Raw genomic sequence first — 13,588 nt, forward strand, 5'->3', positions numbered from 1 at the left:
GAGATTACTGAGACGGCAAGATTAATTGAAGAGGCAAATGAATTAGCATCACGAGATGTAGAGAATCACTTGTTAAGAAGACATCACCCTTTTTATCATTATTTTCATATGCGAGAAAAACAATTTGATATTTTAGAGCGTATGTTACCACTGATTAGCCGGGTCGATGCAACAGAAGATGAGTATAATTACATTGGTGAGCTATTTGAAGAGTTAGCTGACCATGTCCATCCGGGTAATACAGCAGTAAAATACTTAGAGAAGTTGAATCAAATAAGGAAGAAATTCAATAAAGAAGACTTGCCAGATGACCGTGAAACGTTTGAACAAAGAGCTAATCTGTATTTACTGCTTAACGAAATTGAACAATACCTAATACTGAAGCGGTCATATAAGAAAAGTGATATTTAACAAAAACCAAGCACCGTGCTTGGTTTTTTATGTATGTCATACGAAATAGCCACCACATTATGGTAGCTTTAATAAAAATATATTTAATTGCATTTTCACTTCGTATAGCGGTTAGCATAACTGCTCGCAACAAACGCTTCAGGCTTAATTTTAGGTTCTGCACCTAACGATTCTATTCTAGCCACCATTTCATTAATGAACATACTCGTCTTATTCCGTTTACCTCCACCAATATCGATATGCCCTTCAATAGTGAAACTAGCACCATGATCAACATGTGGTAAAACGATTTCATACATTGCATCTTTACGTTCTTGAGTAAACATTAAGAAGACATCTTCTGATAACGAAGTTTCATATGAGATCTTTTGGTGTAAATTCGTCATTTTTTCTGTAATTCTCACCTTTCTTAAGCATGCCCAAGCGCCTTTACCTTCATTTTGAATAACTATCCCGGTAATGAAAGTCGTATGGTTTTTATGAACTTGTGAATCTGTACCAATCATTAACTTAAAATTACCACTCGGGTCCCGGCGGATAAAGTGTAAAATATGGTCAAAAACCTGTTCAAACGTCATGTTTTTTTCTTTTAAGTTTTTAAATGTGTAGTTAAACACTTTATACTGTAACATGACAACCCTCCATTTTTGTTTTCAAAATGTTGTCTAATATTATTATATAGTTTATGTTATTTTATTATTAATATGGACAAATTGGTTGGGCTTATAATTTGGGTCTAAATTTAACAGTAAATAAACTTTATGATTTTAAAAATTGAGCATTGGATGTTCACCCAATGCTCAATACTTATGTGCTTATTTGTATAACATGCGATTTAATGCTTCTGTAGCAAAGTGACTAATATCATCTTCTACAACGATTGGGTTTACAGGTTCGTTATTTACTAGTGAATCTAAGCACCAAGCTAAATGAGGTAAATCAATTCGGTTCATCGTTAAGCATGGGCACATATGTGGGTTCAATGAAATGATATGTTTGTCAGGATTTTCTTTAATTAGTCGTTTGACTAAATTCATTTCAGTACCGATTGCCCACTCACTGCCTGAAGGTGCACTTTCAATCGTTTCAATAATATGTCGAGTAGATCCAGCGTCATCAGATAACGCGACAACTTCTCTTGTACATTCTGGATGAACGATAATGTTCATGTTAGGATGTTTGGCTCTTACTTCTTTTATATTAGGGACAGTAAAGTTTTCGTGTACTGAACAATGCCCCTTCCATAAAATGACCTTTAACTCATCTAAGTCCCCTTCATAATGGAGCTTCTCCATAATTGGATCCCATACCGCCATTTGTTCCAGTGGAATCCCTAAGTCATACGCTGTATTTCTACCTAAATGTTGATCTGGTAAAAACAGTATTCTTTCTTTTTGTGTAAATGCCCATTTCATCATATCTTTAGCATTCGAAGAAGTAATGGTGGCGCCACCATTTTTACCGACAAAAGATTTAATAGATGCTGTTGAGTTAACGTAAGTAATTGGAATAATCGTTTCTCCAACTAACTGAGATAGCCTTTCCCAAGCAACTTCTGTTTGATTAATATCCGCCATATCTGCCATTGAACAACCTGCTCTCATGTCTGGTAAATAGACGTGTTGATCTTTGTTCGTTAAAATGTCAGCCGTTTCAGCCATGAAATGAACACCACAAAAGACAATGTGTTTTGCTGTTGTACGAGCTGATTTTTGCGCTAGTTCTAATGAGTCACCCTTTGCATCAGCAAACTGAATGACTTCATCTTTTTGATAGTGGTGACCAGGAATAAATAATTCATCACCTAATTGTTCTTTAGCGTTTATAATGATCTGTTCTAACTCCTCATCGCTCATTTGTTTATACTTCTCAGGAATTTTCGAGACAGATTGCTCCAAGTGTTGTAATAAAGACATTGCTAAACACGCTCCTTTTCAAATTGGTGGTTCGCATTGTAATCTAGTGATTCAATTTGATGGGTTAAGCATCCCATTGAAATGACATCTACATTTAACTCACGGTATTTCGGTAGATCTTGAATTTCAATCCCACCTGATAATTCAGTCGTAATATCCCGTGGAATGAGTTGAATGAGTTTGTATAGTTGATCTAATTCAACGTTATCGAGCATAATAACATCAACGTTGGCTTCAACAGCTTCTAGAACGTGCTGTTCATTTTCGGCTTCGACTTCGATTTTGACCATATGACCGACATTTTTACGTACACGGTTCACCGCTTCACTTATAGACCCTGCAAAAGCAATATGATTATCTTTAATCATGACAGCATCATCGAGGCGCAAGCGGTGGTTAATGCCGCCGCCTACCCTTACAGCATATTTCTCTAACATACGTAGCCCTGGCGTTGTTTTACGTGTGTCAGATATTTTGGTGTAATCGGAATCTAGCATGTTTACTGCTTTGTTCGTTTTCGTCGCAATACCTGAAAGTCGTTGAATTAAGTTTAAGACGACACGTTCACCTTTTAGTAAGCTTGGAACAGGGCCGTGTATACGAGCAATCTCCTGTGTAGGCTCTACTCGATCACCGTCTTCAACGTGCAATGTAACATCTACTTCACGATCTAATAGATGGTATGCAGACTTTATAATTAGCTGTCCACAAAAAATCCCAGCCTCTTTTGCCTGAATCGTCAAAGTTCCTATATCTTTCTCGTTAAAAATGGAATCTGTAGTAACGTCTAAATCACCAAGGTCTTCTATAAAAAATGCCTTTAACATTTCATCTAGCTTAAACTTGTTCAACATATTCCCTACTTTCTGTAGTATTTATTGAAGTTTCATGCTCAGCCATTTGGTGACAACCGAGACTGTCATGACGTTTTAATGCTGCTTGTGTAATCAAATAAGCCATCTTATAAGCGACATATTTGTTGAAGTTTTCGATATTTATATTGGTTTGCTGGTTAGATTGGATGGTAGAGTGTAACCAATTAAGTTGATTCGCGAGTTCTTCTCGCTTTCTTATAATACCGACGTTTTCCATCATGGACTTTTGTAATAGTTTTAAGTTTGGCAATATAGGAGCTTTAAGTTGTGACCGTGTAGCTATTCGTTCAGGAATAGGTGTTTTAGGTTGTTTGTTCAAATGACTAGCAAGTTCAACGCCCATCACGAGTCCTTCTAACAAAGAATTGCTTGCTAATCGATTGGCTCCATGTAAACGTGTGTTTGCTACTTCGCCAATACAATATAAATTGCGAACGTTTGTCTCTCCCTTAATGTCGGTTTCGACACCTCCAATCATAAAATGAGCACCAGGTGTCACTGGAATCAATCCGTCATGTAGATTAATTCCATACTTTGTACACAATTGACTAATTGATGGGAAACGATTTTGAAATTGGTTGAGTTGTTTAATAGATAAATAGATTTCATCACCTATTAGTCGATGGTTATAAATGGTTTGTGCGACGATATGACGTGGTGCTAGGTCTTTTAATGGATGGATATTTTTCATAATCGGAAGTCCATTTTGATTAACTAATACCGCACCTTCACCACGTACAGCTTCAGAGATTAAACCATATGTATGATTGTTAGAGTATAGAAGAGTGGGGTGGAACTGTATAAACTCTAAGTCAGATACTTTTGCACCTACTTGGTGAGCTAACACAACACCGTCACCTAAAGCTATTGGGTGATTCGATGTAAACTTATAAAGTGACCCACATCCACCTGTTGCTAAAACAGTGTATGTCGCTTTAATCGTTCGTGACTTTCCACTTGAATCAATAAATACGGCGCCACAACATTGTTGCTTAGTATGATCCGTTAGTAGTTCACAGACGAAACTATTTTCATAAACTTTGACCTGTTCACTTAATTGGTTAGTTAGTGACTCGGTCATATACTTGCCTGTAGCATCACCACCCGCATGTACGATTCTACGATGTTCGTGAGCTCCTTCTTTCCCAAGAATGAGTTGATTATCTATTTGGTCAAATGTCATACCTTGATCGATCAGTTGTTTTACGATAGTTGGTGCCATCTTTGTGATGTGTTTCACAACTGAAGGCAAATTATAATACTCGCCTGCTTTTAACGTATCAAAAGCATGACTTAACACATCATCAGATTGGTCGATTGCTGCAGCGATCCCACCTTGTGCTAAGTATGAATTACTATCATTCATTTTTCCCTTTGTAATTATTGTTACGTTATACTGAGAGTCTAATTTATTAGCTAATTGGAGAGCGGCAATTCCACTTCCTATTATAAGGATGTCTGTATTCACTGTTTTACACCTCTAAAGTTACATGTGTCTTGACACCTATATTTACATATTATTAAATAAATAGCAAGAGTATTGATCAAATTTTAGGGGAGAGGGTTATGTGATTTATTTGGATTACGCTGCGACGACACCGATGAGTGAAACAGCACTGACAGCATACACTGAAGCGGCCCAAAAGTATTATGGTAATGCCAACAGTATTCACGATTATGGAACGGAAGCTTACCAAATTATACAGCTATGTAAACAGAAACTTAGTTCTTATATAGGTGCAAATAAAACACAAGTCTACTTTACAAGCGGTGGGTCTGAAAGTAACTTATTAGCGATCGAACATTTAAAGGAAATAACTGAAGGCCACCATATCATTATCTCTGCAGGTGAGCATAATTCTATTAGACAGACAGAGGAGAAGTTAAAAAGTGAAGGCTATGAAGTGAGTGTCGTTTATTTTGATCAAGATGGCGTAATCAATATTAATGATTTGAAACGTTTAATAAGAATAGATACAGCATTAGTTTGTATCCAACATATAAATGGTGAAATTGGTACAATACAGCCGATTGAAGAAATTAGTAAACTATGTCGTCAAAATAATATAAAACTTCATGTGGATGCAGTGCAAAGCTTTGGTAAATTGGATTTGACGGATATCGCTAGTTTAGTTGATAGCTTATCTATTTCAAGTCATAAAATTTATGGACCTAAAGGAATTGGGTTATTATACTTAAAAGAACAACCAAGACAAACACAAACACTCGCTCATTTTATTTTGAAAGGTAATACAATAGACATACCAAGTGTAGTTGCTTTTACAGCAGCTTGTGAAGAAGCGGTTACTTTATTAGAAGACGAAGCGAAAGATATGGCGAATTTGAGAAATGTTTTTAAGCAATCAATGATAAATGTTCAGCACATACATTATTTTGAGGCAGAAGAAACTAATCAATTAGATTCAATTGTTGGCATGGCAATTGAGCGTATGGATGGCCAATACGTTATGTTAGAATGTAATCGTAATAATTTTGCCATTTCAACTGGTAGTGCGTGTGATGTCAGGTATGAAAAGAAGACGAATACGATGATTGCTTTACAAGTTGATGATGAAACAGCGCGGCAATTTTTTAGAATTTCTTTTGGCCGATATACGACTGAAGTAGATGTGATCAGTTTAGCTCAATATTTAGATCATCTAATTGAAACCGAAGTCATAAGCGAGGTGATATAAATGTCAAAACATAAATTATCTAGCAATGAACGACGCGAACAAATATTAAATGCACTCAAACAAACTGCTGATCCTAAAACAGGCAAGGAGCTTTCGGAACTTTATTCAGTAAGCCGACAAGTCATTGTAGGCGATATTGCTTTACTAAAGGCTCAAAATGAACCGATCATGTCTACGAGTCAAGGTTATATATACATGAGTCAACAAGAGGAAACACCAAGGTATGAACGTACGATTGCTTGCTGTCACAATAAAGAACAAACAGAAGATGAGTTGAACATACTAGTTGATCATGGTGTTTATGTTAAAGATGTCATTGTCGATCACCCAATTTACGGTGAGTTTAAAGCTGTTCTTCATATTTCAAACCGAGTTGATGTGAAGAAGTTTAAGACACAAGTTGATCAGTCTAATGCCGCTCTACTATCTAAATTAACAGGTGGCGTTCATTTACATACGATTGCTGCTGATGAAGAGGAATTACTCGACCAAGCTGAACAAGCACTTCGCAATCAAGGTTTTATAGTTGAAGATTAATAGTAATAAACCGTTAACCAACCAGTGGTTAGCGGTTTATTTTTTATAATGTTATGTTTAGAATTTTTTGAAAAAACAACAAAGAGGGTGGAATTATATGTTAATATGGATTGGGGAAAGGGGTGTTTTGAATAGGTCATAAATTGTTATATTGGTTGCTTTTCGCGTTGTTTTTAATTATAAATTCATTTATTTATAGAACAGTAGTTATGTTAATATCGCACCCTAACTGGTTAATGGGTTTAGCCATTATTTTAATTTATTTTATTGTGATTATTCCATTAACTTTATATGGAACAGAAAAAGTATTAAAGTATACCATATCTAAGGGAAAGGCTTTAACGTTACTTCTTATGGCCACACCCGTTTTGATCATATCTTTGTATTTCTATAATGAGTATAGAGAGAAAAGTTTAGATCAAGTAATTAGCTATGACGAAGATGACATACATGCATTAGTCTTTCATGAGGGGCACGGAGAAGAATGGAGAACGGACGAACGAGAACATGCTGAAGAATTAAATGAATTTTTAAGCCAATATCAAGTTAAGAGGATGAGGCACCGCGACTGGGATAGTGATGTTTCCAATGAAAATGGTTTTCGGATAACTATTTATTCAGATAGTAGGCCAATCTTAGCGTCGGTTTATGAAGAGCGTATGCTTGATGTTGGAACTGGTCCCTATAAAGTTGTAAACGGGCCAATTGATATAGAGTGGGTCGAGAGTTTTATTGAAGAGCATCGATGAGGCTCTATGATTTTATCAAGTTTAAGTATTGATTGAGCTTTTAATTAATGTAGACCGCTTTTGTTACGGTTTCTATAACATTTTACACAATGAGTGTAAGGAGTTAGGGGTGAAAGTTAGTAGGAAAGTAAATTAAGAAAATCCTCAACTGATAAGTCTATAACAGGTGTTTGTGGAAGGATCGCTAATTATTTAGGAGTATCTTCTTTAGCTGTGAGATTAATATTTATTATTTTACCTGCCAGTTTATTTATCTATGTAATTCTTGCTAATACGATGGAGGACCGTCCACCGTCATTATAATCAAACCGAAAAAAGTCTTATAAAGTGGGGGCGTTATTATGGTTAATGGTTGTGTTTTTTGTAATCTAGAACTTGAGCCAAGGCAAAAAGTTATGTTGAGCAATGAACATTGTATGTTTTTGCAGATGGAACATTTTCAAGTGAAAGGTAGTCAGCTTGAAGGTGCAGGTTTAATCGTTCCTAAACAGCATAGAGAAACAGCTTTTGACATGACACAGGAAGAATGGAATGCTACATATACACTCTTACAAGAAGTTAAGAAATACTTAGATGAAAAACACCAACCTCAAGGATATAACCTCGGATGGAATTGTGGTGAAGTTGGAGGACAACACATATTCCATGCGCACTTTCACGTTTTGCCTAGATATGAAGATGAACCTCTTGCCAGTAGAGGGATTAGATTTATGTTTAAAGGTAATGAGAACAAGAGGGTAAGTTATTAGGCTAATGGGTTGGAAGTTTAACAATGTAGACGTTAGGAATCTATACGGGGTGAATGACATGAAGAGGTTTTTGTTTTCAATATTTTTTATAATTATAAGCCTGCCGCTTTTGTCAGCGTGTTATTCAAACCAAACTGCAGAAAAAGAAGATTGGGAACTGACAGAATATGAAGCTGTTAACACACTAGATGGAGTAACCATGAATGTGAAGGAGGAAACGTTATCTTCTACTGGGTTTACCGTAACGCTTGAGAATAACTCCGATAAGCAGTACATATATAGTGAAGATTTTATGTTGGAAAGGAAAATAGACGGTCAATGGTATCAAGTTCCCTTAGTGCCAGGGGCATCCTATGGTTTTGGTGAACCTGCACATGAGTTGCATTCCTCGGATGTTAGTGATTGGTCAGTCGATTGGGAGTGGCTCTATGGAAGTTTAGATACTGGAGAATACCGTATAGTGAAGCGTATTACAAATTACGAAGAGAACCATTTAGCAGCGGAATTTACAATTGATTGAAGAGTATTTGGAGGGTAACTAAAGTATTATGAAATGTCTTTGTGACGAACAGAAAACTAATGATATAAAAGTTGAAGGTGACGTTGGAGCGGATCCTTTTTGGTGTCATCACTGTATGTGTAATTTAGATTCAGAAGAGTTTCCTATATCCATTGAATTAAGAGATGAGTTAATGAAGTGGATTCTGAAATATGGCGAATGGATTAACTGGAGTAATGATGAAGTTGTTTCCAATGGTGTTGAACTTGAAGAAGAACATAATAGAATTGGTAGATTATTAACTGAGAAAGTGAAGAAGGAACTTAGAGGTGATTATAAAGTTTCTTTCTCTCCTTCAACATTTGCAAAAAGGCAATCTCACTAACGTAGAAGTTATCAAAATACACAGTAAGATAAGATGACTATTTTTATTTGTTGTTACTGAAAATTAATCTAGAGAAAGGAGACTTCAGATGATCACATTGAATCCTATCGGTACTGCATATAATGATCGACCAGAGATTAAAGATGATTACTGGGGGCAAGTAGTAACTAAAATAATTTTGAATAGCACCTTTTCTGAGGATGCTTTAAGTGAGATTGAGTCTTTTTCGCATTTAGAAATTATCTTTTATTTTCATTTAGTCGAAAGTAACAAAATAGAAACAGGAGCAAGACATCCAAGAAACGATAAAAGCCTGCCTAAAGTTGGCATCTTTGCTCAACGTGGAAAAATAGACCGAATCAATTAGGTCTTACAACAGTAAAAGTAGTCAAACGAGAAGGAAGAGAATTAACCGTGGCAGGTCTTGATTGCATTAACGAAACACCAATATTAGACATTAAACCAGTCATGAAAGAATTTACTCCAGCAGAATCAATCGTCCAACCCCAGTGGGCATGCGATCTAATGAAGAATTATTGGAGTGAGGAGTATTAATCCGAACATAAAAAATAATAGATTATTAATTCTAGAAATTTAATGAAGTTAAAAGATCGGTTACTTTTACTGTGAAAATGAGAAGGAGACAGATGATGTTAACATTTGTTGAAAGTTATAGGGATCAAGTAAGTATTGAGATGAAAATATTTAATAGTAACCTTGAATATAACTATATTGCATTTGATAAAAAATACTTGGAAGCCAACGATATATTATATCAATACGAAGAAGCGAAAGAGCTAAAAACAAATAGATACCTAATATGTTTAGATGAGGAACCGATTGGCATTATTGAATACGGGATGCTCAGTCCTCGTGCACACAAACCGTGGTTAAGCTTACTTCTAATTGACAAAGAGTATCAAGGTTTGGGTTATGCAAAACAATCTTATTTTCTATACGAAAATCTAATGAAGGATAAAGGTGTGAAATCCATCCAAATTGCGGTTCATGCGATAAATAAGAAAGCATTGGACTTTTGGGTTCCTTTAGGTTTTGAAAAATATGATGAGAGATTTTATGAACAAAAGCTTTGTTATAGTCTTGAAAAGCAATTGAATTAAATGATGAGCATTGTGGTCAAAAAATATATTCTCAAGAAGAATTAATTAACGTTGCTAATTCTTTTGCTCCTTATTACAGACCTTAGTAACTTATCAATCTAAGTAGGGAGGTTAGTACTTAATAAATGGGGATTGATTTAACAATATTTTGGGTGGAGGTTGTAATATTGGGAAGGATACTCTGTTGTTTTGGGTGTTTTTTTTAATTGTTTTGTTTGTGAGTCATCATTTTTACTTTTTCTTTGTAGACCCTATTTTAATCTCAATTCAACTTGACGTACTGTATTTAGTTATTTTCCCGGTAATATTTATTCCGTTATCAGCGATATTAGCAAATGTAGCAAAGAATTTTTTTCTTGCTTGAGAGTAAGAGGAATTAGGAATAATCCTGTCATATACTGGTTTTAAAGGTGGGTTTAACGACGGTGTCACGATCAGCACAGATTATACGTTGAATCAAGTTGAAGATTTGGTAGAGGAGCTTGGTGTTGTTATTATCAATAGGAATAGCTGTTTATATTCATCAAGCTAATCCCAATGACATAATTAAAAGCTCATTTTTTATTTTAATAACTTTTGGTGTAACTTTTGTTGCTTGTTCTTAGTTTTGATTGAGTTTTACAGTAATGCTGACTATTTCAGGGGATTTTTCCCTCCAGTAACAGATCGATATCCTTTACCAGGTTACAGCCGCGAAGGAGTGCATTATTATTTTATGAGTGGAATATTTCTATGTTTGATTCAACTACTAAGTGTCTCAATCGGTTCGATATTTAAAAAATATAAGTAATGGTGTGCTCCAATAGTGTTATTGATCAAGTACTGCTTCGGTAGATAAAAGGTGGGACAAATATGAATAATCTTCATGCATCAGATGACATTTACAATAAGGCTCAGAGCAAAGGTAACGTTTCATTGGTTTTTGGTTTTCTTTCAATTGGTACTTCTTTTGTATTGATCGGCTTAATACTTGGAATTATTGGCTTCGTTTATGGTGTCATAGGGATAAGACAAATGAACGGTATTAATAAAACCGGAAAAAGAAAAGTAGTCGTGGGTATGGTTTTTAGTCTGGTAGGTGTTCTTCTTACAATAATTTTCTCTATTACTTTTGGTATGCTGCTTTTTAGTTAATGGGTATGTTAATGTATTAGTCTTATTCAACTAAAGAAGCAGGTTAGTTTAATAAGAATTATATGGTCGGCACTTAGGTCGTCTTTTTCTTTTGTTTTTAATTCAGAAAATTACGATTTTAGCATCGCGGAAATGGAATATTATGTTATTGTTTAACTGCAGTAAATGATCTAATTGGTTTAAGTTACATTTAGAATCAATTTTAATAATTAAGAAAGGATGTTAGTACAAATATATGACTCAACTTTTTAACAAAGGAATTTTAGAAGTAGATCAAGAAAAACTAAAAGCTTTTGATAATTATTGTGAAAAAGAAGAATCGGACGAGTTTATTATAGTTTTAAAAAACAATATGTACCATAAAAATTATACTGATACTAGTGAACCAATCCAACTCAATTCTTTGACGAAAGTATTCGCTGGAACAGCAGTAGGTTTGTTATTGGATGAAGGCTACATTGATACTTTGCACACACCACTACATTCAATTTTTCCTTCATTAATTAATGATCCTAAAAAGGATATAACTATTTGGCATATTTTAACTCACACTACTGGTATAAAAACAGTAGGTCATGATAATGAACTTAGTAGTGTGGATAATTGTATTGAGTATGTTTTATCGTTAGATTTAGAAGACAAGCCAGGAACAGTATCAAAGTATAACAACGAAGCTGTTGCTTTAATAGCAGGAATTGTAGAGAAACTAAGCGGTGAAAAACTGGATGAATATTTATCAAAACGTATATTTGAGCCATTAGGTATAACTAATTGGATATGGTTGAAAGACAGAAGTCAAAATCCGTACCCATATGCTGGGCTTGCATTAACAGGAAACGACTTAGCAAAATTCGGATTCCTATATTTAAATAAAGGAATATGGAAAGGGCAAAGACTTTTGTCAGAATGGTGGATAGAGGATTCAACTCATCCTACTCAAAATATTGATAGGAAATGGGGCTATTTATGGTTAACAGCCCACGATAAAGACGGAAATTATATTGGTTACGGTATGAGCGGTGCTGAAGGTAAATATTTATATGTCAGTCCAGGTCAAGACTACATAGCAATCAGGTTAGTGCATCGAAAAAATAGCAAAGAAACCCCAAGTGCGGATGAATTCTTTAGATATGCAAAAGGTCTCATTACTTAGATAAAATCGTAAAACAACTTAGACAAACAGCTATTGCATGGCTTATTGTACTAACGGGGGCGTTAGTTGAAGAACTCTTCCTTAATCCACTAACGGAGCAGTTTAGTGTAATAAGAGGAGGAACAAAAGTAGGGCAACCTAATTTTATCAGATTGCCCTTTCTGTATGTTCAATTAAATTATATCATACATTTTTATGAATTATGAGACTTTGTTTTTCCCGTTTTATTGGTATCGTTATATATAAAGCAGAATGGAGGTAGATGGATGATTGATTATAGAATAAAACCAAAGGCAAACTATAGTGAAAAAATCGGGGAACTTGTGTGTATGCTTGAACATTCAAGGGATGTTACGTTGAGTGAAATTTCTAACTTTAAAAAAAGTGATTTAGATTATTTACCAAATGATAGTTCCAATTCAATAGGGTCTCTTTTATCCCATATTGCGTCAATTGAGTTTGTTCATCAAGTTGTCTCGTTTGAAAAGAGAGGTTTAACAAACGATGAATACTTAAAGTGGGGGGCAGCTTTGGAATTGGGGGATAAGGCAAGAGAAGTGATTAGAAATCATTCTATTGATTATTATTTGGCTGAATTATCACAAGTAAGAGAAAAAACACTAACATATTTGAAATCAAAAGAAGATAGCTGGTTATTTGAAGAGAATAAATGGGGTAATGGTGTTTCTTACAATAATCACTATTTATGGTTTCACGTTATGGAGGACGAAATAAATCACCGTGGACAGATTAGAGCAATTAAGAGACTGTTGAATTAGGTAAATCTTGTTCCACTAACGGGGGCGTTTCTTGAATTAGGTTGAACATTCCTAGTTGAACTAACGGGGCAGTTTAATGGAAGTAGCTATCTAAACTTTAATGTAATGTATAAATGAATAGGATATTACGATTTTATAGGAGGATATTTATGGATTTAAAATATAAATGTTTAATCTTAGACCACGATGATACAGCAGTAAAAAGCACACCAAATATACATTATCCATCATTTGTAGAGGCTCTTAAAGACTTGCGACCAAATGATAAACCTATTACTTTTGAAGATTTTGTTAGATACTGTTTCAATCCAGGATTTTCTTCCTTGTGTAAAGACATCATTAAATTCACAGAGGAAGAGCAAAAACATCAGCAAGTTGTTTGGAAAAAATATACCGAATCAACTGTACCAGACTTCTATGAACTGTTTGCAGAGACAATTCAAGAATTTAAAAAACAAGGTGGAATTGTGTCGGTTATTTCTCATTCTGAGAGAAACCGAATTGAAAGAGATTATTCTATTCATTGTGGATTTGTACCAGACGCAATCTTTGGATGGGAACTTCCTGAGAAGCAGAGAAAACCA

At 34.9% G+C, this 13,588-nt stretch carries 15 protein-coding genes and 3 pseudogenes; 14 read left to right on the forward strand and 4 right to left on the reverse strand.

The genetic code is table 11. The annotated features are described in order from the left end of the window. Positions 1 to 411, forward strand: a pseudogene (locus tag A194_RS0109260) (aromatic acid exporter family protein); the annotation flags it as partial. A gap of 95 nt (positions 412 to 506) precedes the next feature. Here the strand turns inward: A194_RS0109260 and A194_RS0109265 are convergent. The 4 genes from A194_RS0109265 to nadB form a co-directional block, all read right to left on the reverse strand. After that, entirely contained in the window at positions 507 to 1,043 is a 537-nt protein-coding gene (locus A194_RS0109265; RefSeq protein WP_017186573.1) for a ribonuclease H-like YkuK family protein, read from the reverse strand. A 183-nt stretch (positions 1,044 to 1,226) separates the two neighbouring features. Further along, on the reverse strand, positions 1,227 to 2,327 hold the full coding sequence (nadA, locus tag A194_RS0109270) for a quinolinate synthase NadA (protein ID WP_017186574.1): 1,101 nt from the start codon (positions 2,325 to 2,327) through the stop codon (positions 1,227 to 1,229). A gap of 2 nt (positions 2,328 to 2,329) precedes the next feature. Continuing rightward, positions 2,330 to 3,178 (reverse strand): carboxylating nicotinate-nucleotide diphosphorylase, encoded by an 849-nt coding sequence (gene nadC, locus A194_RS0109275; protein ID WP_029425130.1) that lies wholly within the window; start codon positions 3,176 to 3,178, stop codon positions 2,330 to 2,332. Beyond that, positions 3,165 to 4,670 carry an L-aspartate oxidase gene (nadB, locus tag A194_RS18020; protein WP_017186576.1) on the reverse strand — a complete coding sequence of 502 codons (1,506 nt, stop codon included), beginning with the start codon at positions 4,668 to 4,670 and terminating at the stop codon, positions 3,165 to 3,167. Before nadB ends, nadC begins: the two co-directional genes overlap by 14 nt. 100 nt (positions 4,671 to 4,770) lie before the next feature. Here nadB and A194_RS0109285 point away from each other — a divergent pair, with 100 nt between their 5' ends. From A194_RS0109285 to A194_RS0109340, 13 genes and pseudogenes are all read left to right on the forward strand, one after another. Continuing rightward, positions 4,771 to 5,898 carry an IscS subfamily cysteine desulfurase gene (locus tag A194_RS0109285; protein ID WP_017186577.1) on the forward strand — a complete coding sequence of 376 codons (1,128 nt, stop codon included), beginning with the start codon at positions 4,771 to 4,773 and terminating at the stop codon, positions 5,896 to 5,898. Further along, positions 5,899 to 6,435 (forward strand): transcription repressor NadR, encoded by a 537-nt coding sequence (locus A194_RS0109290; protein WP_017186578.1) that lies wholly within the window; start codon positions 5,899 to 5,901, stop codon positions 6,433 to 6,435. A 167-nt stretch (positions 6,436 to 6,602) separates the two neighbouring features. Continuing rightward, a complete protein-coding gene (locus A194_RS0109295; protein ID WP_157783048.1) occupies positions 6,603 to 7,184 on the forward strand; it encodes a hypothetical protein in 582 nt (193 codons plus the stop codon). 141 nt (positions 7,185 to 7,325) lie between these two features. Beyond that, positions 7,326 to 7,487 (forward strand): annotated as a pseudogene (locus tag A194_RS19780) (PspC domain-containing protein); the annotation flags it as partial. Between the two features lie 38 nt (positions 7,488 to 7,525). Next, positions 7,526 to 7,933 carry an HIT family protein gene (locus tag A194_RS0109300; protein WP_017186580.1) on the forward strand — a complete coding sequence of 136 codons (408 nt, stop codon included), beginning with the start codon at positions 7,526 to 7,528 and terminating at the stop codon, positions 7,931 to 7,933. Positions 7,934 to 7,991: 58 nt separating this feature from the next. Beyond that, positions 7,992 to 8,453: an immunoglobulin-like domain-containing protein gene (locus A194_RS0109305; RefSeq protein WP_029425131.1), complete on the forward strand. Its 462-nt coding sequence runs from the start codon at positions 7,992 to 7,994 to the stop codon at positions 8,451 to 8,453. Between the two features lie 28 nt (positions 8,454 to 8,481). Then, complete coding sequence (locus A194_RS0109310) at positions 8,482 to 8,817, forward strand: hypothetical protein (protein ID WP_017186582.1); 336 nt, start codon at positions 8,482 to 8,484, stop codon at positions 8,815 to 8,817. Between the two features lie 88 nt (positions 8,818 to 8,905). Continuing rightward, positions 8,906 to 9,372: pseudogene (locus A194_RS18025) on the forward strand (SAM-dependent methyltransferase). Positions 9,373 to 9,467: 95 nt separating this feature from the next. Then, positions 9,468 to 9,938, forward strand: coding sequence for a GNAT family N-acetyltransferase (locus A194_RS0109320; protein WP_017186583.1), 471 nt, complete (start codon positions 9,468 to 9,470; stop codon positions 9,936 to 9,938). Between the two features lie 852 nt (positions 9,939 to 10,790). Continuing rightward, positions 10,791 to 11,072 carry a hypothetical protein gene (locus A194_RS0109325; RefSeq protein WP_017186584.1) on the forward strand — a complete coding sequence of 94 codons (282 nt, stop codon included), beginning with the start codon at positions 10,791 to 10,793 and terminating at the stop codon, positions 11,070 to 11,072. 235 nt (positions 11,073 to 11,307) lie between these two features. Next, positions 11,308 to 12,225 (forward strand): serine hydrolase domain-containing protein, encoded by a 918-nt coding sequence (locus A194_RS19405; protein ID WP_017186585.1) that lies wholly within the window; start codon positions 11,308 to 11,310, stop codon positions 12,223 to 12,225. A gap of 266 nt (positions 12,226 to 12,491) precedes the next feature. Then, positions 12,492 to 13,004 carry a DinB family protein gene (locus A194_RS0109335; RefSeq protein ID WP_017186586.1) on the forward strand — a complete coding sequence of 171 codons (513 nt, stop codon included), beginning with the start codon at positions 12,492 to 12,494 and terminating at the stop codon, positions 13,002 to 13,004. A gap of 149 nt (positions 13,005 to 13,153) precedes the next feature. Then, positions 13,154 to 13,588, forward strand: a 435-nt coding sequence (locus tag A194_RS0109340; RefSeq protein WP_017186587.1) for an HAD family hydrolase, incomplete at its 3' end; no start/stop codon positions are given.

This window comes from Alkalibacillus haloalkaliphilus C5, assembly GCF_000269905.1.
GTDB classification, from domain to species: domain Bacteria; phylum Bacillota; class Bacilli; order Bacillales; family Alkalibacillaceae; genus Alkalibacillus; species Alkalibacillus haloalkaliphilus_A.

Bases quoted from the DNA above. Each gene is read 5' to 3' on its own strand.
- A194_RS0109265 (WP_017186573.1), bottom strand. From the start codon at position 1,043: ATGTTACAGTATAAAGTGTTTAACTACACATTTAAAAACTTAAAAGAA.
- nadA (WP_017186574.1), bottom strand. From the start codon at position 2,327: ATGTCTTTATTACAACACTTGGAGCAATCTGTCTCGAAAATTCCTGAG.
- A194_RS0109290 (WP_017186578.1), top strand. From the start codon at position 5,899: ATGTCAAAACATAAATTATCTAGCAATGAACGACGCGAACAAATATTA.
- A194_RS0109300 (WP_017186580.1), top strand. From the start codon at position 7,526: ATGGTTAATGGTTGTGTTTTTTGTAATCTAGAACTTGAGCCAAGGCAA.
- A194_RS0109305 (WP_029425131.1), top strand. From the start codon at position 7,992: ATGAAGAGGTTTTTGTTTTCAATATTTTTTATAATTATAAGCCTGCCG.
- A194_RS0109310 (WP_017186582.1), top strand. From the start codon at position 8,482: ATGAAATGTCTTTGTGACGAACAGAAAACTAATGATATAAAAGTTGAA.
- A194_RS0109320 (WP_017186583.1), top strand. From the start codon at position 9,468: ATGTTAACATTTGTTGAAAGTTATAGGGATCAAGTAAGTATTGAGATG.
- A194_RS0109325 (WP_017186584.1), top strand. From the start codon at position 10,791: ATGAATAATCTTCATGCATCAGATGACATTTACAATAAGGCTCAGAGC.
- A194_RS19405 (WP_017186585.1), top strand. From the start codon at position 11,308: ATGACTCAACTTTTTAACAAAGGAATTTTAGAAGTAGATCAAGAAAAA.
- A194_RS0109335 (WP_017186586.1), top strand. From the start codon at position 12,492: ATGATTGATTATAGAATAAAACCAAAGGCAAACTATAGTGAAAAAATC.